Source organism: Olleya namhaensis (assembly GCF_900114005.1).
GTDB lineage: Bacteria > Bacteroidota > Bacteroidia > Flavobacteriales > Flavobacteriaceae > Olleya > Olleya namhaensis.
In genome coordinates this window covers 18479-36823 of sequence record NZ_FORM01000012.1, presented here as the reverse complement: position 1 = coordinate 36823, position 18345 = coordinate 18479, and the positions used below count along the sequence as shown (strand labels likewise).

Below are 18345 nucleotides of genomic sequence, written 5' to 3'. Positions count from 1 at the left end.
TTGATGCTATTATTAAGATGTAACAAATTTAAAAAATAGAAGGCTAATTAAGAAGTCTAAACTGTGATTTTATTTATAGTTATCAACAAATCAGTATTAATCCTTAAAGTGGAAACAATTTAAAGATTATAGCTTTAAAAATGTCTAGTTTATTGTAGTTTTGCATTCAGTAAATTGCCTTATCGCTTTAAATTTATTTTAAAGAGGAAAGTCCGGACACCGTAGTGTAATCATAGTGGTTAACAGCCATCCGCCGAGAGGTGAGGAAAAGTGCAACAGAAAGAATGTACAGGTCATGCTGTAGTGAAACCAGGTAAACTCTATGAGGTGCAATACCATGTATACTAACGTTTGAGCGTACACGCGCGATTGTTAGAGGGTAGGTAGCTAAAGCGTGTTGGTAACAGCAAGCTCAGATAAATGATAGGGGCTTCTTAGGAAGTACAAAATCCGGCTTATAGATTTACTTACTTATAAAAAAAACCATCTAGAAATAGATGGTTTTTTGTTTTATTCTTCTTCGTCTGAAGTTGTATTTTCAAAAAAGCTAAAGGTGTTTCCGCCATAACTTTTAGAGTGACTATAATTTGATATGCCTGATAGGTCTGTATATTTAGAGTGTTCTACAATAAGTAAACCGTCAGTTTCTAAAAGATTATTAGCAAATATTAAATCTGGAATTTTAGTGAAATCTTCAACAGAAAAATCATAAGGCGGATCCGCAAAAATAATAGTATGTTGTTGTTTGCTTCGTTCTAAAAATTTAAATACATCACTTTTTATAGTTTGTATGTCCATTTCAAAGCTAGCAGCGGTCTCGTTAATAAACTTAATGCAACCATGATCTTGATCTACACTTAAAATATTTTCTGTACCTCTAGAGGCAAACTCGTAGCTTATGTTTCCTGTTCCTGCAAATAAATCCAATACAGAAATGTCATCTAAATAATATTGGTTATTTAAAATGTTAAACAAGGCTTCTTTGGCCATGTCTGTTGTAGGTCTTACGGGTAGCTTTTTTGGAGCAGTGATTCTTCTTCCTTTAAATTGTCCTGATACAATGCGCATTATAAGCTTTTTAGTAATGTGAAATTTGAGTGATTGTGTGTTGGTTTTTCCGCGAAAGCGTAAGTGTCCATTCTATTGCCAAAAGACACGTGTCTGATGTATTTATAAGCTATTTCAAACAACGGACTGTCCTTGGTTACTTCACCTAAAAACAATACTTCTATGGTTTCTGGGTTAAGCTGTAATTGCTCTAAGGTAAACAATAAATAATAAATAAAATCTTCTTTTGTTTGGTGTTCAAACGTATTGTACAGCGTTAGCTTTCCTTTATTGATAACAATAATTTCAAAATTTGTGTCTGACACATGGACATAAACTTTTGGAGTATTACTGTGTTTTTCAAAGGTCAATAATTGTTCTATTAAAATAGTAGAAAAATGATTGTAAGTAAAGCTGCCAAATTGATCAAATATAAAGTTATTAATATTAGTAAAAGGCACGTAAACATTAACACTGTCGTTTGGATGGATGTCATCAAACGTTATAAAATCAGTTTTTAAAATTTTAGTATTAAATTTTAAATAATCGGCTAAAGTGTCTTCATTAAATAATGGTTTTGGAACAACTGTGGACCAATCATTAACATGTATGACATTTATAGCTTTAAAAGGCTGTTTTAATACAGTTTCTGTATTAAAAAGATGTTTGATAGCATCTAATAATTCTGATGGCGTTTTCTTAACAGAAAAGCGTTCAGATTTAAGTGTAACTATAGTTTTTGTATTTGTATCTAAAACACAAAAAGAATGTCCACTCAAACTAATTTGAATGGACAATTCTAAGTTGGTTAATTCGTTATTATTACTATTCGTTACTGCCATAAGTTTTTGGCCAGTTTCCGATAGTTTTAACTTCATCCATAGATCCTACACGTAGTGCATCTCCATTTACTCCTTCAACAGATATTACTTGACTTTCTTTAAGTACTAAGTTTTTATCTTGATCAAATAAAATGTCTGATTTTTTTACAAAAGCTTCAAATACAGGAATTTTATTTCCTTTCTCGTCTTCAATCTCTCCAGCGTTCATTGTAAATTTAGTTCCTTCTTTTCCAAGAGGTACATTCATCATTTGCTTATATCTATCAGTACCTTTGAACAAACGATTTTTTACAGGTTCAAATCCGATAGTATCTGTTATAACAATTTCCTTAGTTGTTGTTACACCACCATAACGTTTTGTAGCTTCAACATCAATAACTGTTGAATCTCTTCTGTCTATTAATGTGAATTTACCGTTTTCAATAAATTTAATTAAAGTATCATAACTTTTTGTAAACTTACCTGTAACAGTTCTGTGTGCTAATTGAGAATCTCTAATGTCTACTAAACGTTCAATTGCAGCTCTGTATCTTTTTTCTTTTAATTGGTTAAACTTAATTTCTCCATATACAGAGTTAAAAGTTAAGTATCCTAAATAAGCAATAAGTGCCCAAAGTGCGATGGTAATAAATGGTTTTGCTTTTGTTGGAATAAATTTGTCAATAAGCCAAACAATCAAAATTGTAAGTAAAATTGCTCCAAGTATAATAAGTGCTAATTTTATCATAAGTATTTTATTAAATTTAATTAAGGTCTGTGACAAATCTACAATTTTTTTTTATTCGTAAAAACCATTGTTGGTAAAAATGATTTATATATTTGATAAAAAGTTTTCAATCCACACTATTTAATGACCAGTTCTCAATTTTATTCCCTTATAAGACAGCATTTTCCGTTCAATCCAACCTCAAAACAAGATATTTTACTTTTACAACTTTCTGAGTTTATTTTAAATGATAAAGAAAATGGCGTGTTTTTGTTAAAAGGTTACGCTGGTACTGGTAAAACCACCATTATTGGTACGATTGTGACAAATTTGTGGCACGCAAAAAAAAGTGCAGTTTTGATGGCTCCAACGGGTCGAGCAGCTAAAGTTATCTCCAATTATTCTAAAAAAGAGGCGTTTACTATCCACAAAAAAATATATTTTCCGAAAAAAGAAAAGGGTGGAGGCGTAAAATTTGTGTTACAACCAAATAAACATAAAGACACTATTTTTATTGTTGATGAAGCTTCGATGATACCAGATTCGCCAAGTGATTCTAAACTTTTTGAAAATGGATCGCTATTGGACGACTTAATGCAATATGTGTATCAAGGTCAAAGATGTAAATTACTTTTAATAGGAGATACAGCCCAATTACCTCCAATAAAATTAGATTTAAGTCCTGCATTGGACGAAAACACACTAAGTCTAAATTACAACAAGTCTGTGACTAAAATGGAATTAGATGAAGTTGTAAGGCAAGGTGAAGGCTCTGGTATTTTAGAAAACGCAACTATTTTAAGAGAAACTATCGCCGATGGCTTTTTTGATAGCTTTAAGTTTAATTTAAAGTCTTTTAAGGACATCGTTAGGCTTGTAGATGGTTATGAGATTATGGACGCTATAAATGATGCGTATAGTTCTTTTGGATATGAAGACACAAGTATTATTGTAAGAAGTAATAAACGCGCTAATTTATACAACCAGCAAATACGTAGTCGTATTTTGTTTAGTGAGAACGAATTGTCTTCTGGAGATTATTTAATGGTTGTAAAGAATAATTATTTTTGGTTAAAACCTACATCCGAAGCTGGTTTTATTGCTAACGGAGATATTGTAGAAGTTTTAGAAATTTTTAGCATTAAAGAATTATATGGCTTCAGATTTGCAGAAGTAAAGGTTAGGATGGTTGATTATCCTAAAATGCAACCTTTTGAAACTGTTTTGATGTTAGATACTATTGAGGCAGAAACACCGTCTTTACCTTATGAAGAGTCTAACAGATTATATCAAGAGGTTCAAAAAGATTACGAAGATGAAACCAGTAACTATAAAAAGTTTTTAAAAATAAAGGGCAATAAGTTTTTTAATGCCTTACAAGTAAAGTTTAGTTATGCAATAACATGTCATAAGTCTCAAGGTGGACAATGGAATACTGTTTTTGTAGAACAACCTTATCTTCCTAACGGAATTGATAAAGATTACTTAAGATGGTTGTATACAGCTATAACTAGAGCTAAAGATAAATTGTATTTAATTGGTTTTAAAGACGATTTTTTTGAAGAAGACCATTAAATTATTATATTTTTATGCTCCAATTTAATTCTTAGATGAAAATAATAGCAATGATTCCGGCACGATATAGTGCCTCACGTTTTCCTGGTAAGCTAATGAAAGATTTAGGCGGAAAACCGGTAATTACTCGTACTTATGAAGCTACGGTAGAGACCAAACTATTTGATGACGTTATTGTGGTTACTGATAGTGATATTATTTTTGACGAAATCACTAAAATTGGTGGTCATGTTTTAATGAGTACTAAGCAACACGAATGTGGAAGTGACCGTATTGCAGAAGCAGTAGAGAATTTAGATATAGATGTTGTTGTAAACGTGCAAGGTGACGAGCCATTTACTGATACAGAATCTCTTAAAAAACTAATAAAAGTCTTTAAAGAAGATACAGATAAGCAAGTCGACTTAGCATCATTGATGGTGCATATTACAGATTGGGACGAAATTAAAAACCCTAACACGGTTAAGGTTATTGTTGATCAGCAAAACTTTGCGTTATATTTTTCAAGAAGTCCAATACCGTATCCAAGAGACGAAGCAGTGCCTGTTAAATACTTTAAACATAAAGGCGTTTATGCTTTTAGAAAAGAGGCCTTAATGGATTTTTATAGGTTACCAATGTTGACTTTGGAAGCTTCAGAAAAAATTGAGTGTATAAGATATTTGGAATACGGAAAGCGTATCAAAATGGTAGAAACAGATATTCAAGGTGTAGAAATAGATACTCCTGAAGATTTAGAGCGCGCAAAAAAACTATGGAAGTAGATTACAGAGATATTAAAGTTATTGGTTTTGATGCTGATGACACGCTTTGGGTTAATGAAACCTATTTTAGAGATGCAGAAGTGCAGTTTGCTAAATTGTTAAGCCAATTTGAGACTGAAAACAAAATAGATCAAGAGCTGTTTAAAATGGAGATGAAAAATCTTCCAGTTTATGGTTATGGTGTTAAAGGGTTTGTGCTGTCAATGGTAGAAATGGCTTTGGAACTATCCAACAATACAGTCTCTAATCAAACCATATCTAAAATTTTAGATATTGGTAAAGAAATGATTAATCAAGAGGTAGAGTTGTTAGATGGCGTGGAAGAAGTCTTGAAGCAATTATCTCAAAAATATAAATTAATAGTTGCAACTAAAGGCGATTTATTAGATCAGGAACGTAAACTTGAAAAATCAGGATTATTAGATTATTTCCATCATATTGAGGTTTTAAGCGATAAAAAAGAAGCTAATTACTCTAAATTATTAAATCATTTAGAGATTAAACCTTCAGAGTTTTTAATGGTAGGTAACTCTTTAAAGTCAGATATTTTACCATTAATTAATATCAAGGCAAGTGCAGTACATGTACCTTTTCATACAACTTGGTTGCATGAACAAGTAAATGTAAATCAAGAAGAGTCTAAACAATACAAAACAATAAAAAGTCTTAAAGACTTGCTTAAAATTTTACAGTAAAAGTGAAACTATTAGATATTAATACATGGGACAGAAAGCAACATTTTGATCATTTTTCAAAGCTTAAAGATCCCTATTTTGGTGTTACTATTCCGTTTAATGTGGAACATGCTTATCAGTATGCAAAAGATAATAAAGTAAGCTTTTTTGGTGTGTATTTACATGCTTGTATGACGGCTATTAATGCGGTAGAAAATTTAAAATATAGAATTGTAGATAATACGGTTCAAATTTGTGATACAATACATGCATCGGCAACAATTATGCGATCCAATAATACTTTTGGATTTTCATTTATAGATTATGATAAAGACTTACATGTGTTTTTATCTAATTTATCTGCGGAAAAACGAAGAATAGAGCATACACCGGATCTGTTTCCACCGGTTAATGGTTTAAATTGTATACATTGTTCTGCGTTACCTTGGCTTGATTTTTCAGGTCATAAAGAACCTGTATCGGGTCAAATGGATTCAGTACCAAAATTAGCATTTGGTAAAGCAGTAAAACAACAAAGTAATCTGGTAATGAATGTAGCTATTAATGTTAATCATGCTTTAGTAGATGGTTATCATATTAGTTTATTTTCAGAAATATTTCAGAAAAACTTAAATAAGTAATAAATTTACAATCTAAGACGAAAAGTCAATGAGTTATAAAAATTTTCCAATGGTGTCCAAAGTTATATTTGGACGAGGTAGTTTTAATCAATTAAGCGATATTTTAGAGCCTAATAGGTTAAACACTAGCGCACCATTTATCTTTTTTGTGGATGATGTTTTTAAAGGTAATCCTTGGTTAACCTCGAGAATACCGTTATCCTATCAAGATAAAGTCGTTTATGTTTCAGCTAATGAAGAGCCAAAAACAGAACAAATAGATGCTTACGTAGAAGATATTATTGTTTCCTTTAACGAAAGACCTTCTGGTATTATAGGTATTGGTGGTGGATCTTTATTAGATATCGCTAAAGCTGTTGCTATTATGATTAATAATGATGGTGAAAGTAAAGACTATCAAGGATGGGATATCGTTAAAAATCCAGCGGTATATCATGTTGGTGTACCAACTATTTCAGGAACAGGAGCAGAGGTGTCTAGAACCACTATTTTAACTGGGCCAGAACGTAAACTTGGTATTAATAGTGATTACACACCATTTGACCAAGTGCTTTTAGATCCTGAATTAACAAAAGATGTCCCAAAAGACCAATGGTTTTATACAGGTATGGATTGTTATGTACATTGTATTGAGTCACTTAACGGAACATATCTTAATGCATTTAGCCAATCTTATGGCGAAAAAGCGTTAGAATTATGTGAAGAGATATTTTTAAATGATGATTTACCATCTGAAGAATCTCAAGATAAATTAATGATGGCTAGTTGGCACGGTGGGATGAGTATTGCTTATTCTCAAGTAGGTGTTGCACACGCTATGAGTTATGGTTTGGGATATTTATTAGGTGTTAAACATGGTATCGGTAATTGTATTGTTTTTGATCATTTAGAAGCGTATTATCCAGAAGGTGTTGCTGTTTTTAAGCAAATGAAAGCAAAACATAATATAACGTTACCGCAAGGTATTTGTGCAGATTTATCTGATAAGGATTTTGATATTATGATTAATGTCGCTCTTAGTTTAGAGCCACTTTGGGAAAATGCAATTGGTAAAAACTGGAAAAAAACGATTACTCATGACACGCTAAAAGCGTTGTATAAAAAGATGTAACATGCATTGGTTAGCTAAATTTGTTTATTTTAAAATCATGGGTTGGAAAGTTGTAGGTAATACTAACTTTTCAAAGGATACTATTAAAAAAGCTATCATTATTTCTGCGCCGCATACTAGTAATTTAGATTTTATAATCGGAATCTTGTTGCGAAAAATCACACAGGTAAAAACAAATTTTATTGGTAAAAAAGAGCTTTTCACATGGCCTTTCGGCTATTATTTTAGAGCAGTAGGTGGTGTGCCAGTTGATCGAAAAAATAAAGAGAATAAAGTACAGACAATTGCCAAGTTGTTTGAAAATAAAGAGGAGTTTAGATTAACGCTTGCGCCTGAAGGGACAAGGAGTAAGGTAGACGAGTGGCGTACGGGGTTTTACTATATAGCAAAGCAAGCTAACGTGCCCATTATAATGTTTACATTGGACTTTGGAAATAAACAAAATACTATTTCTGAACCTTTTTTTCCTACCGATAATATTGAAGAAGATTTTAAGTTTATGAAATCTTTTTTTAAAGGTGTAAAGGGTAGGATTGAAAAAAATATTTAGTTTTTTTATTAAAATTAGAATCTTGGTATGACATTTGATTTATAATAAGTGTAGTACACAATGAAACATAAAGTAAACTATAAGTCCCTAAAAAGAAACATTTATCTACTACAACACAACGCTATAATAAAAAAAGCGACTTTAATTATAAATTAAAGTCGCTTTTTTGTTACTAATTAGATTTGAATCTAATTTTTATTATGAATTTCTTCAGTTTCGCAACCAAATAAACTCTGCTCAGAGATTAGTTTAGAGACTCCTTCTGGTAGCATTTGTTGCCATCCTTCTTCGCCTGTAGCAATCATTTTTAGTACTCTTCTAGAGAATACATCTAAAGTTGCAGGATCAAAGTCTGTAATGTCTACAACCTTTCCGTTATATTTGAAAAACTTGTAAAGCTCCTTCATTCTAGGATGTACTTTTAAAGTATCGCTTGTTGTAAGTGTACCATCCGATTCTTTCATTGGATATAAGTAAACACGTAAATCTTTAAAGAATAATTTACCAAACGCTTCTAAAATACCACCACTTAAATGTCTGTAGTATTTTTCATCAAAGATATCCACTAGGTTATTGACACCCATAGCTAATCCCATTCTACTCTTAGAGTATTGAGAGAAATATTCGACTAACTTATAATATTCTTGGAAGTTAGAGATTAATACAGTGTGACCTAAAGAACACAGTAATCTTGCACGATCCATAAAATCCTGTTCGTCAATTTCACCTTCGGCTCTTAAGTTTGAAAGGGTAATTTCAAAAATAACTTGCGTGTTATTTTCATCAACCTTATTTTCTTTGATAAACATGTCTAACGATTTCTCGTACATGTCAATATTTACTTTGGTTACGGGTCTAAAACTACCACGTAAGGCTAATATGTTCTTTTTATATAATACTCTTGCAGGTAATACGTTATTTCCGTCAGGAGCAAACATAATAGCATCAGTCATACCATTTTTAACCAATTGTAAACTCATTAAACGGTTATCAACGTCTTTAAAAACAGGACCTGAAAAGTTAATAGTATCAATTTCAATTTGATCTTTATCTAAATGATCGTATAAGTAACGTAGTAATTTTCTAGGTTCGTTATACTTATAAAAAGCACCGTAGATAAGGTTTGTTCCTAATATACCAAGTGTTTCTTGTTGTAATCTTGCATCGTTTTCTTTAAAACGTATGTGTAATACAATTTCATTATATTCTTCTTCTTCAGGATCAATTTGGTATTTAATACCAACCCAACCATGTCCTTTATACTTTTTTGCAAAATCTATGGTAGCCACAGTGTTTGCAAAACTGAAAAACATTTTATGTGGATTTTTTTCACGATCAATACGCTCTTCAATCAATTTAATTTCATGAGAGACCATTTTACGTAAACGCGCTTCCGTTACATAACGGCGGTCGTTTTCAATACCATAAATAGCATCACTAAAATCTTTATCGTAGGCAGACATTGCTTTCGCAATAGTACCAGAAGCACCTCCAGCTCTAAAAAAGTGACGAACAGTTTCTTGTCCAGCTCCAATTTCAGCAAACGTACCGTAAATATTTTCGTTTAAGTTAATACGTAATGCCTTGTCTTTCAGAGAGGGAATGTTTTCAAACTCTTTATCTCCTTTTAGCCTAATTTCCATATAAAAATCACAATATTGTTAAGTTTTACAAAGGTATCAAATAAGTATATCAAACAAAATAAATAACTTATTTTTGTGTAAAATCTTCGGCAATTGAAAATTACATTTTTAGGCACAGGTACATCACAAGGTATTCCCATTATTGGAAGTACACATCCTGTGTGTTTAAGTACTAATTCTAAAGATAAACGTTTACGAGTATCTATAATGGTAGAGTGGGATGACAAGATTTTTGTTGTAGACTGCGGACCTGATTTTAGGCAACAAATGTTATTGGCTAATCCAGAAAAGATTGATGCGCTTTTATTTACACATGAGCATGCAGATCATACTGCTGGCTTAGATGATATTAGACCGTTTTGTTTTAGACAGGGCGATTTACCAATATATGCTCATAAACGAGTTATAGAACAGCTTAAAATAAGGTTTGAATACGTTTTTGCAACAGAAAACAGATATCCAGGTGCGCCAACGGTTTCTGTAAATGAAATTAAAAACGAAGCTTTTACTATTGCTGGAAAATCAATTATTCCTATTGAGGCTTTGCATTATAAATTACAAGTCTTTGGTTTTAGATTTGACAATTTTGCTTATTTGACGGATGTTAAAACTATTACGCAAACAGAATTGGATAAGCTAAAAGATTTAGATGTTTTAGTCATCAATGCCTTGAGAATTAAAGAACATATTTCGCATTTAAATTTGGAACAGGCTTTAGAGATTATTGCTTTGCTTAAGCCTAAACGCGCTTACTTGACTCATGTTAGCCATTTATTAGGGTTTCATGACGAGGTGGAAAAACAATTACCAGAAAATGTTTTTCTGGCTTATGATCAATTAAAAATTACAATCTAAATTATTATTAGAATGAAGAATAAAATATTTATGTACCTGTTTATTTTTGCCTCACTAATCGTGGTGTTTCAATATGTAAATTCTAAAAAAATACTAGATGCAGGCGAAAAACGTATGGGCATTTTTATTGCTAAAAACGAAGCACTTAAGGACTCTTTAGCAAACCAGAAAGAGGAGTTGTCTGATTTGTCTTTGTTTGATTTGCGCTATAACCAAGAGGCTCAAGATTATTTTTATAACAAGAAACTAGATAGCGATTCATTAATTCCGTTTATAAAAAACGAATTATATAAATTAAATGAAACGGATGGTCAACATCCTTTAATACCATTTGCAGCGTCAGAAGGGAGAAAAATGCAATTTAACACCATTAAAATGCTTAATCACAGATGGATTGTTGCCGATTTCTCTGATGGTCAATATTGGGGAGAAATATTAATAAAGTATTTTGTAACGGGTGCTGAAGAAGTAGAATTTGAGGTATTAGACTACTTATTGTATACTAGATAATCTTTAGTATATAATTTACTTAACGCCTAAAGGTTTGTTTTTTAGTGTGTTTTTCCAATTCTCACCATAAGTTCTACTTAAAAATGCTGAAATAATTTTATTGTTTTCAACAGCCACACCAAAAGCTAGTTGATCGATAGCACAGTTTTCAATAATAAAACCAATATTGTATTCTTTTTTAAATGGAATGTATTCCTCGGAGATGTTATCAGTAATTCCGTTAGCTATAAAATTTACGCTTCCTGACTTTATTAGGTCTGCAATGTCTTTGTCCGAAAGTTTATCCTGCTTAGTTAAGTTTTTTTGTAATGAATATTTATTTTGAAACGCATTGTTTTTCGCAATTAATCTAATGTAAATTACATTCTTATTTTTAGTGATTTTTTTAGGATAGGATATGGAGGAGATGAAATTGTAGGTTGAAAAACTAAAATTATACTTTCCTTTTTTGGGTAGTGTAATATTAAAACTATCTGTGCTAGTTACTAATACTTTGGTATTTGTTTCAGAGATTATAAACTGACCGGTGTCAAATGGGGTATCTGATAAGTTTTCAAAAACCACCTCTGCGACTATCTCTTTATTTGATGCGCTGGAGGTGGTTATAGTAAATAATAGGATTGTTGTTAATAGTAGATGCTTCATAATACTGAATTTATTTTATTCAAATATTACAAATTAGTAGTATCCCAAAAACTTACAATTAGTTAAAACCTGTTTTTGATTAGGGAACCATACGTTTTACTTAGGGAACAAAATCTATATCAAAGTATCTAACCAATTTTTGAACTCATAAAAATTTTGAGGTGCAACACCATGACCAACAGGAAACTCACTAAATTGGTTTTTAATGTTTAAAGCATCTAAAAATTTTGGTGCTTGTCTTGCCCAATCTACAGGTATTACTTGATCAACACTTCCATGAGAACAGTAAAAATTTAAATGCTTGTAAGCAGACTGATCTTTAACGTCAAATAAATCTTCGTTAACATAACCGCTTAGTGCAATAATATTGTTGATTTTTTCTGGGTAGGTTAGGGCTACTGCGTAGCTTAATATACAACCTTGACTAAATCCTAAAAGTGAGACACTGTCTTTGTTTACAGGATAATTGGCTATAGCTTGGTCTATAAAAGTAGCTATTAAATCTCTAGATTTTATGGCTTGTTCATTATCGCTCCATTTACCTTTGTCCGCATCAAAATTGATAGCATACCAAGCATTTCCGTAAGGTTGCATTGGATATGGTGCTCTTACCGAGATTATAAATAATTCTTCCGATAATTCCGTTGCAAAACTAAAAAGGTCATTCTCGTCACTTCCATAACCATGAAAGAGTATAAGTAAAGGGGCGTTTTCTTTTAAAGACGATGGCCTTGTGATGTGATGTAAGTTAAAGTTTTCCATTATTAACCAATTGCTTTAAATAGTTTTTGAAATAGAGGTCCAATAACGGGAATAGGCTTCATTGATCCGTTTACTGCTGTCATTACGCCTAAAAATAATAAGGCTCCCATACTTACCCAAAAGGCAAGTGATATTTGCATATTATCAAATTGACTAACAAAATAACCAATTAACATCCATAAAAGACACAAGCCTAAGCCTTGTCTGTTATGGAAAGTTGTAAATTCGTTTTTCTTTTCGCCATTCATTATTATAGCTATTACACTTCCAATTATGGTAAGGTAACTAACTACAGCGTATATTTTTCCTTCTTCGATTGTCTCTTGATTCATTATTTTATAATACTATTTTATTATTTGCAATTATACCGTATGCTTTTCCTTTTAACGCTTGTCCTAAAAACGCACTGTTCTTAGATTTTGAAACGATATCAGATTCCGCGAAAGCGTATGTGCCAGTTGGATTAAACAACGTAATATTTGCCATTTCTCCTTCATTTATACTACTTGTTTCTTGACCAAATCTAGTTTTCCCTTTAGTTAACAATTGGATTGCTTTTTTAGTAGATACCACTGTGTTTAAAGCGCCAAAAGCACTTTCTAGTCCTATGGTTCCAAAAGCAGCATGGTCAAACTCCACCTTTTTATCTTCAATAGTTTTTGGATTATGATCACTAGTAACCATGTCAATCGTACCGTCCTTTAGACCTTCTATTAAAGCGTCAATATCCTTTTGTATTCTAAGTGGTGGGTTGACTTTATAATTGGTATCAAACTCTACTAAAACATCATCCGTTAAGCATAAGTTGTGGATTGCTACACTACAGGTTACATCCAACTTTTTACTTTTAGCAGCTCTAATAAGGGCAACACTTTCTGCAGTAGAAATTGTTGGAATATGTAATTTTCCTCCCGCATATTCTAATAAAAACAGATCACGCGTTACTTGCAAAGCTTCGGCTAAATTAGGGCTTCCTTTTAAGCCTAGCGATGTACTATTAAACTCTTCGTTTACAATTCCTTTTCCAGAAATTTTAGTTTCTAATGGGAATGAGCACACTAAACCATCAAAATTACTAGCATATTGCAATGCTATTTTTAAAAGGTTAGGATTACTAATTGGTTTTTTATAATCAGAAAAAGCAACTGCTCCGGCATTTTTCATATCAAAAAGCTCTGCCAAATCAACACTTTCGCTATTTTTAGTTAACGCACCGATAGGTAATAGTTTGACAGCATGGTTTTGCGCTTTTGATAATACAAAAGCAACATTTGCATTAGTATCTATTACTGGATATGTATTGGCTTGAAGCGCAACAGTAGTAAAACCAGATTTAGCAGCTGTTTTTAAACCATTTTCTATGGTTTCGCGATCTTCAAAACCAGGTTCTCCAAAACAAACACTACTATCAAACCATCCTTGTGAAAGGTGCAGGTTATCTAAGCTTATTGTTTTGTAATTATTGGTATTGTCAATGCTTGTAGCAATTTTAGTAATCTTACCTTTTTCAATTAAGACGTCACAAATTTCGTTATGAAATTTGCTTAAAGGGTCAATGATTGTTGCTGTTTTTATTAAGACGTTCATTTCAAGTATTTTAAGATGAGCATTTCTATAATTAATAACACGAGCCCCAAAATTACAAACCATTTCCATAACTCGTTAACTTTGGTGTCGTTATTTATGTTTTCAAACACGGTAGAAATATTGTTGTTAACCGTCGCGTGTTTTACATCATCTAAATTAATGTAGTTTAAATTACTTTCTGCTCTATTATAATTATAGCTTACGTTTTGGAGGATTGTAGTATTGTTTTTTAAATCGTATATCCCTGATTTTTCGGGAATATCATTAGTCTTAATAACCACTTTGTTATTAAAATAATTTTGTTCTGGTATTATTTTGTCAGTACCATTAACTAAAGTTAAAACACGGTCTTGTTGGATATTAACAGGGACATCGTAACTATTACTTTGTCCAATTGTGTAATATAAAGTCGTAGTATTTAAACTTTGTTTTGCAATGTTGTAAAACGTTGGAACAATTAAATTTATATTTTTAAAATTAGAATTAGTCTTATTTATTGGTGCAGAAAAGACATAAACAGATTTGTTTTGAGATAAAAAGGGTTTGGCGTCTTCAAATTGTAAAACAGCGGTTGTTTTAGTATTTGTTTGCGGGTAATAACGATTAACTTTTGGGTATTGAAAATTATCTACTTGTTTTTCAAAAACGCCATTGGCGTACAATGGATGTGCATAATTGATGGTTGTGATACGTTTTTCGGCTGTATTTAAAGCTTCAAAAGGAGCAAAACCAAAACGTTGTAAAAACGTATTGTAATCGGATAATTTACCTTTTAGAGATGGTATTAAAACCACTGCGCCTCCTTTATCCGTAAAAACTTTTAAAGCGGTTACTAAGCTGTTTGGTAAAGTTTCCGTTTCATCAATAACTATTAAATTTTGTGTATCAAATAAACTGTAATCTAAATTGCTTGTTGTTTTTGTAGTTAATAGAAATTCATCTTCAGTAAAAATCCGACTTAAATACGATGTATTAGTATCATTAATGGCTAAAACATTAATTTTTGAAGTTTCATTAATATTAAAATATAGCGCATTATCAAACTGTAATTGCTTGTCTTCAATAGTGACTTTACCCTTAATAATTTTATTATTAGGAATATTAAAAATAGCAGTTGCTTTTCCATCTAAATCTACAGAGGCTTTGGATAATAAATTACCGTTGTCAAATAAAGAAATCGGTAAATTTTTAACCTCTAAACCATTATTTTTTAAAACAACAGTTAACTCTAAACTATTAGGATCTTGTTTGGAAATAAATAAACTATCTACAGCAATGTTATTAGTGCTTACGGGTTTTAATTGTACTAAATTTATAGCGATAGCCGTATCTTGTTTAATGTTTAATGTTGCTTTTTTTTGCTGAAAATCAGATATAAATATTAAATTTTTAAGCGTGTTTTTGTCACTAGAAAAGGCCTTTTTAGATTTTAATAAAGCAGCGTCATAAGGCAATTGGTTAGAAACATAATCCAATTGTAAAAGCTCATTTTTTATGGCTTTAATAGTTGTATTTCTATAACTTTCTGTATTAGTTATTAAAGATAATGTTTCGGTTTCCGGTATGGTTTCAATTAGATCCTGAACTGCACGTTTTAACAAGTCTCCTTTTTCACCTTTTGCTTGCATACTAAACGAGTTATCTAGGTAAATAACGGTTTCGGTTTTAGTATTAAAGGTGTTTGTTTTTGATAAATAGGGTTGGGCAAAAGCAATAATAATTGCTGCTAATAATAGCAATCTAGTTAAAAGCGTTAACCACTTTTTAATTGTTGCACTTTTTCTAGTTTGTAATTGTACTTTTTTTAGAGCAGCTACATTAGTAAAATAAACTTTTTGAAATTTTCTAAGCTGAAATAAATGAACAATAATAGGAATAAGCAGTAAGAAAAGCGCGTAAAGAAGTTCTGGGTTTTTAAACTGCATTAATTTTAAAGTTTGTCAAAGATAATAATTGCATTCATAATAAGTGTATATCAAAAATAACATTTTAACAAAAACTTAATGTACGTATTGTGTAACAAATTTTACATTTGAGCGTCTTTTAAGCAGGACCATTAACAAACACAAAGATTTAATATGAAAAAACTTCTAGTAACAACTATTGCAACAGGCCTATTATTAGTGGGTTGTAACAGTACCAAAACATCGGATAAACTTGCATCACAGTCGCCAATAGCAACGTCTATAGATTTATCTAAAGTAGTAGATGATAAAGCACCTGTAACTATTAATCCAGGACGTTTTACAACACAAACCGTAACGTATAGATTGCCTAGAGTTGTGCAAGGAACATATTCTGTGAGTGATTTTGGGAAGTATATTGATGATTTTAAAGCAGTAGATTATAAGGGTAACACGTTGCCTGCAACTAAAGTAGACACTAACACATGGACTATTGCAAACGCAACACAGTTAGACTACATTACGTATAATGTTAACGATACATTTGATCAAGAAGTTACAGGTGGAATAGGTGGAGAGGCACCATTTTCTCCAGCAGGAACAAATATAGAGCCGACTAACTATGTATTAAATTTGCATGGGTTTATTGGTTATTTTGATAGTTTAAAAGACAATCAATACAGTTTAGACGTGACTGCTCCTGCAGACTTTAAACGTACATCCGCATTACAAGAAACGGGTAAAAAAGTAAGTCAAGATGGTAAGTTTGCAACGTCTAGTTATTTTGCACCTCGATATTTTGATATTACAGATAACCCAATGTTTTATGGAGATTTGGATGTTGAAGAATTTCAGGTTGGAGACATCAAGATTGTATTAAGTGTTTACTCGCCAAATAAAGTACACACAGCAGCAAGTATTAAAGCTGTAATGGAAAAAATGATGCAAGCGCAAAAAGCATATTTAGGAGATGTAAATAGCACACCGCGTTATGATATCTATTTGTATTTATCTGAAGGAAAGCCAGACTCTCCAAAAGGTTTTGGTGCTTTAGAGCACCATACGTCTACAGTTGTTGTTTTAGAGGAGAATTCGCCTTTTGAAGCTTTAGCCGAAAGTATGATAGATGTTGTATCACATGAGTTTTTCCATATTGTAACACCGTTGAGTGTTCATTCTGAGGATGTTCATTATTTTGATTATAATCAACCAACATTCTCTAAGCATTTATGGATGTACGAAGGTGTAACAGAATATTTTGCTACATTATTTCAAGTTGATCAAGATTTAATTGACAGTGAAGAATTTTACGGAGATATTTTAGGTAAAATCCAAACATCAGCTAATATGGATGATAGTATGAGTTTTACTACAATGAGTGAAAACGTATTAGATCAACCCTACGCGCCACAATATTATAATGTATACATGAAAGGTGCTTTAATTGGTATGTGTGTAGATATTTTAATGCGTGAAGAGAGTAACGGAAACAGAGGTATTTTATCTTTAATGAAAGAATTATCTAATAAATATGGTAAAAACAAGCCTTTTGAAGATGATAAATTAATAGAAGAACTTACTGCAATGACGTATCCAAGTGTTGGTGAATTTTTAAATACACATGTTGTAGGTGGTACACCAATTGATTACGCTGTGTTTTTTGAAAAAGTAGGTTTATCTTTAGATAAAGGACGCGTTAAAACTAATTATATCCAGAATGATGGTGCTTTAATCTTTACACCAAATAGAGAAACAATGACTATTCCTTTTGGAGAAGCAGTTAAAGACAACAGTTTTTGGGCAGAAAACGGGGTATTACCGGGAGATGTTATTAAAACGGTTGATGGTAAAGAATTAAATATGGGAACTGCTCAAGCTATTATTACAAGTATGTATATGTGGCAGCCAGGTACTGATATTAATGTTGTATTAGATAGAGGTGGAAAAGAAATTGTTATTAAAACAAAAACGACACAATCCTATACAACAGGGACTAAATTAATTGAAAATCCAAATGCTACTGCTGCTCAAAAGGCAACTAGAAAAGCGTGGTTAAAAGGTTAATTTAATTACAAAAAGTTTGGCATAGAAGTTGAATTAACTAACTTAGAGAATGATTTATAGCAGTTATAAATTGTTTGGGCTAATAAACTTTAAAACATATTACAATGAAAAAATTAATTCTTATTGCTTTTACTTTATTTTTAGGAGTAAATACAGCAATGGCACAGGATGCTAAACAAATTGAAGATGCTAATTACGTTATTCTTTTAGACAGTAAAGTGTTTCATTATACAGCAAATGGTGTTGTACAATTAGATGAAGCAATAACGTTACATGATGGGACGGTTGTAGAGACAAACGGAACTTATGTAAACGGTAAGAAAACAGGTAAGCTTGAAGATGGACAATGTTTAGGTATGAGTGGTACATTGTATAAAGACCAAGAAACATTAACAAAGAAGCTTATTAAACTTATGAGGAAATCATAGCTTTTAATACTGATATAAAAAAAGCCTAATCTTTAGA

General features: G+C 31.5%; 19 protein-coding genes and 1 other RNA gene. 11 read left to right on the top strand and 9 right to left on the bottom strand.

The genetic code is table 11. The features are described from left to right. Positions 1 to 166: 166 nt before the first annotated feature. An RNA gene (gene rnpB, locus BMZ09_RS15240) (RNase P RNA component class A) lies at positions 167 to 474 on the top strand. 36 nt (positions 475 to 510) lie between these two features. Here rnpB and BMZ09_RS15235 read toward each other — a convergent pair. From BMZ09_RS15235 to BMZ09_RS15225, 3 genes are read right to left on the bottom strand one after another with little or no spacing between them, the layout of a single operon-like run. Then, the gene (locus BMZ09_RS15235) at positions 511 to 1068 is read right to left on the bottom strand and encodes an RsmD family RNA methyltransferase (protein WP_090842223.1); all 558 of its coding nucleotides are present in this window, start codon (positions 1066 to 1068) and stop codon (positions 511 to 513) included. Then, on the bottom strand, positions 1068 to 1889 hold the full coding sequence (locus tag BMZ09_RS15230) for a DUF3822 family protein (RefSeq protein ID WP_090842221.1): 822 nt from the start codon (positions 1887 to 1889) through the stop codon (positions 1068 to 1070). Before BMZ09_RS15230 ends, BMZ09_RS15235 begins: the two co-directional genes overlap by 1 nt. Further along, positions 1873 to 2616 (bottom strand): hypothetical protein, encoded by a 744-nt coding sequence (locus tag BMZ09_RS15225; RefSeq protein WP_090842219.1) that lies wholly within the window; start codon positions 2614 to 2616, stop codon positions 1873 to 1875. Before BMZ09_RS15225 ends, BMZ09_RS15230 begins: the two co-directional genes overlap by 17 nt. Positions 2617 to 2739: 123 nt before the next feature. Here BMZ09_RS15225 and BMZ09_RS15220 point away from each other — a divergent pair, with 123 nt between their 5' ends. Genes BMZ09_RS15220 through BMZ09_RS15195 form a run of 6 tightly spaced genes read left to right on the top strand, consistent with a single transcriptional unit; the run spans position 2740 to position 7910 of the window. After that, positions 2740 to 4170, top strand: coding sequence for an ATP-dependent DNA helicase (locus BMZ09_RS15220; RefSeq protein WP_090842216.1), 1431 nt, complete (start codon positions 2740 to 2742; stop codon positions 4168 to 4170). 35 nt (positions 4171 to 4205) lie between these two features. Further along, a complete protein-coding gene (gene kdsB / locus BMZ09_RS15215; protein WP_090842214.1) occupies positions 4206 to 4934 on the top strand; it encodes a 3-deoxy-manno-octulosonate cytidylyltransferase in 729 nt (242 codons plus the stop codon). After that, positions 4925 to 5629: an HAD family hydrolase gene (locus BMZ09_RS15210; protein WP_090842213.1), complete on the top strand. Its 705-nt coding sequence runs from the start codon at positions 4925 to 4927 to the stop codon at positions 5627 to 5629. Before kdsB ends, BMZ09_RS15210 begins: the two co-directional genes overlap by 10 nt. A gap of 2 nt (positions 5630 to 5631) precedes the next feature. Beyond that, entirely contained in the window at positions 5632 to 6249 is a 618-nt protein-coding gene (locus BMZ09_RS15205) for a CatA-like O-acetyltransferase (protein WP_090842212.1), read from the top strand. 28 nt (positions 6250 to 6277) lie between these two features. Continuing rightward, the gene (locus BMZ09_RS15200) at positions 6278 to 7360 is read left to right on the top strand and encodes an iron-containing alcohol dehydrogenase family protein (RefSeq protein ID WP_090842210.1); all 1083 of its coding nucleotides are present in this window, start codon (positions 6278 to 6280) and stop codon (positions 7358 to 7360) included. Between the two features lies 1 nt (position 7361). After that, positions 7362 to 7910, top strand: coding sequence for a 1-acyl-sn-glycerol-3-phosphate acyltransferase (locus BMZ09_RS15195; protein WP_090842208.1), 549 nt, complete (start codon positions 7362 to 7364; stop codon positions 7908 to 7910). A gap of 188 nt (positions 7911 to 8098) precedes the next feature. On the opposite strand, the gene BMZ09_RS15190 is transcribed toward BMZ09_RS15195, so the two are convergent. After that, on the bottom strand, positions 8099 to 9553 hold the full coding sequence (locus BMZ09_RS15190; protein ID WP_090842206.1) for a nicotinate-nucleotide adenylyltransferase: 1455 nt from the start codon (positions 9551 to 9553) through the stop codon (positions 8099 to 8101). A 93-nt stretch (positions 9554 to 9646) separates the two neighbouring features. On the opposite strand from BMZ09_RS15190, the gene BMZ09_RS15185 reads away from it, so the two are divergent. Both BMZ09_RS15185 and BMZ09_RS15180 read left to right on the top strand, forming a co-directional pair. Then, on the top strand, positions 9647 to 10408 hold the full coding sequence (locus BMZ09_RS15185) for an MBL fold metallo-hydrolase (protein WP_090842204.1): 762 nt from the start codon (positions 9647 to 9649) through the stop codon (positions 10406 to 10408). A gap of 12 nt (positions 10409 to 10420) precedes the next feature. After that, on the top strand, positions 10421 to 10918 hold the full coding sequence (locus tag BMZ09_RS15180) for a hydrolase (protein ID WP_143067841.1): 498 nt from the start codon (positions 10421 to 10423) through the stop codon (positions 10916 to 10918). A gap of 15 nt (positions 10919 to 10933) precedes the next feature. Here BMZ09_RS15180 and BMZ09_RS15175 read toward each other — a convergent pair whose 3' ends face one another. The 5 genes from BMZ09_RS15175 to BMZ09_RS15155 form a co-directional block, all read right to left on the bottom strand. Beyond that, the gene (locus BMZ09_RS15175) at positions 10934 to 11563 is read right to left on the bottom strand and encodes an FEKKY domain-containing protein (RefSeq protein ID WP_090842200.1); all 630 of its coding nucleotides are present in this window, start codon (positions 11561 to 11563) and stop codon (positions 10934 to 10936) included. 114 nt (positions 11564 to 11677) lie between these two features. After that, positions 11678 to 12325, bottom strand: a complete 648-nt coding sequence (locus tag BMZ09_RS15170; RefSeq protein ID WP_090842198.1) for an alpha/beta hydrolase — start codon at positions 12323 to 12325, stop codon at positions 11678 to 11680. Between the two features lie 2 nt (positions 12326 to 12327). Further along, entirely contained in the window at positions 12328 to 12657 is a 330-nt protein-coding gene (locus tag BMZ09_RS15165) for a hypothetical protein (RefSeq protein WP_090842196.1), read from the bottom strand. 4 nt (positions 12658 to 12661) lie between these two features. After that, positions 12662 to 13912 carry a dihydroorotase gene (locus BMZ09_RS15160; RefSeq protein ID WP_090842239.1) on the bottom strand — a complete coding sequence of 417 codons (1251 nt, stop codon included), beginning with the start codon at positions 13910 to 13912 and terminating at the stop codon, positions 12662 to 12664. Continuing rightward, positions 13909 to 15837: a vWA domain-containing protein gene (locus BMZ09_RS15155; protein WP_090842194.1), complete on the bottom strand. Its 1929-nt coding sequence runs from the start codon at positions 15835 to 15837 to the stop codon at positions 13909 to 13911. The genes BMZ09_RS15160 and BMZ09_RS15155 overlap by 4 nt, the downstream gene beginning before the upstream one ends. A gap of 153 nt (positions 15838 to 15990) precedes the next feature. On the opposite strand from BMZ09_RS15155, the gene BMZ09_RS15150 reads away from it, so the two are divergent. Together BMZ09_RS15150 and BMZ09_RS15145 are read left to right on the top strand one after the other, a co-directional pair. Next, positions 15991 to 17880 (top strand): M61 family metallopeptidase, encoded by a 1890-nt coding sequence (locus BMZ09_RS15150; protein ID WP_090842192.1) that lies wholly within the window; start codon positions 15991 to 15993, stop codon positions 17878 to 17880. 104 nt (positions 17881 to 17984) lie between these two features. Further along, positions 17985 to 18308, top strand: coding sequence for a DUF6799 domain-containing protein (locus tag BMZ09_RS15145; RefSeq protein WP_090842190.1), 324 nt, complete (start codon positions 17985 to 17987; stop codon positions 18306 to 18308). Positions 18309 to 18345 lie beyond the last annotated feature (37 nt).

Bases quoted from the DNA above. Each gene is read 5' to 3' on its own strand.
- BMZ09_RS15160 (WP_090842239.1), bottom strand. From the start codon at position 13,912: ATGAACGTCTTAATAAAAACAGCAACAATCATTGACCCTTTAAGCAAA.
- BMZ09_RS15195 (WP_090842208.1), top strand. From the start codon at position 7,362: ATGCATTGGTTAGCTAAATTTGTTTATTTTAAAATCATGGGTTGGAAA.
- BMZ09_RS15225 (WP_090842219.1), bottom strand. From the start codon at position 2,616: ATGATAAAATTAGCACTTATTATACTTGGAGCAATTTTACTTACAATT.
- BMZ09_RS15200 (WP_090842210.1), top strand. From the start codon at position 6,278: ATGAGTTATAAAAATTTTCCAATGGTGTCCAAAGTTATATTTGGACGA.
- BMZ09_RS15220 (WP_090842216.1), top strand. From the start codon at position 2,740: ATGACCAGTTCTCAATTTTATTCCCTTATAAGACAGCATTTTCCGTTC.
- BMZ09_RS15235 (WP_090842223.1), bottom strand. From the start codon at position 1,068: ATGCGCATTGTATCAGGACAATTTAAAGGAAGAAGAATCACTGCTCCA.
- BMZ09_RS15230 (WP_090842221.1), bottom strand. From the start codon at position 1,889: ATGGCAGTAACGAATAGTAATAATAACGAATTAACCAACTTAGAATTG.
- BMZ09_RS15150 (WP_090842192.1), top strand. From the start codon at position 15,991: ATGAAAAAACTTCTAGTAACAACTATTGCAACAGGCCTATTATTAGTG.
- BMZ09_RS15190 (WP_090842206.1), bottom strand. From the start codon at position 9,553: ATGGAAATTAGGCTAAAAGGAGATAAAGAGTTTGAAAACATTCCCTCT.
- kdsB (WP_090842214.1), top strand. From the start codon at position 4,206: ATGAAAATAATAGCAATGATTCCGGCACGATATAGTGCCTCACGTTTT.
- BMZ09_RS15155 (WP_090842194.1), bottom strand. From the start codon at position 15,837: ATGCAGTTTAAAAACCCAGAACTTCTTTACGCGCTTTTCTTACTGCTT.
- BMZ09_RS15145 (WP_090842190.1), top strand. From the start codon at position 17,985: ATGAAAAAATTAATTCTTATTGCTTTTACTTTATTTTTAGGAGTAAAT.
- BMZ09_RS15170 (WP_090842198.1), bottom strand. From the start codon at position 12,325: ATGGAAAACTTTAACTTACATCACATCACAAGGCCATCGTCTTTAAAA.
- BMZ09_RS15165 (WP_090842196.1), bottom strand. From the start codon at position 12,657: ATGAATCAAGAGACAATCGAAGAAGGAAAAATATACGCTGTAGTTAGT.
- BMZ09_RS15180 (WP_143067841.1), top strand. From the start codon at position 10,421: ATGAAGAATAAAATATTTATGTACCTGTTTATTTTTGCCTCACTAATC.
- BMZ09_RS15175 (WP_090842200.1), bottom strand. From the start codon at position 11,563: ATGAAGCATCTACTATTAACAACAATCCTATTATTTACTATAACCACC.
- BMZ09_RS15210 (WP_090842213.1), top strand. From the start codon at position 4,925: ATGGAAGTAGATTACAGAGATATTAAAGTTATTGGTTTTGATGCTGAT.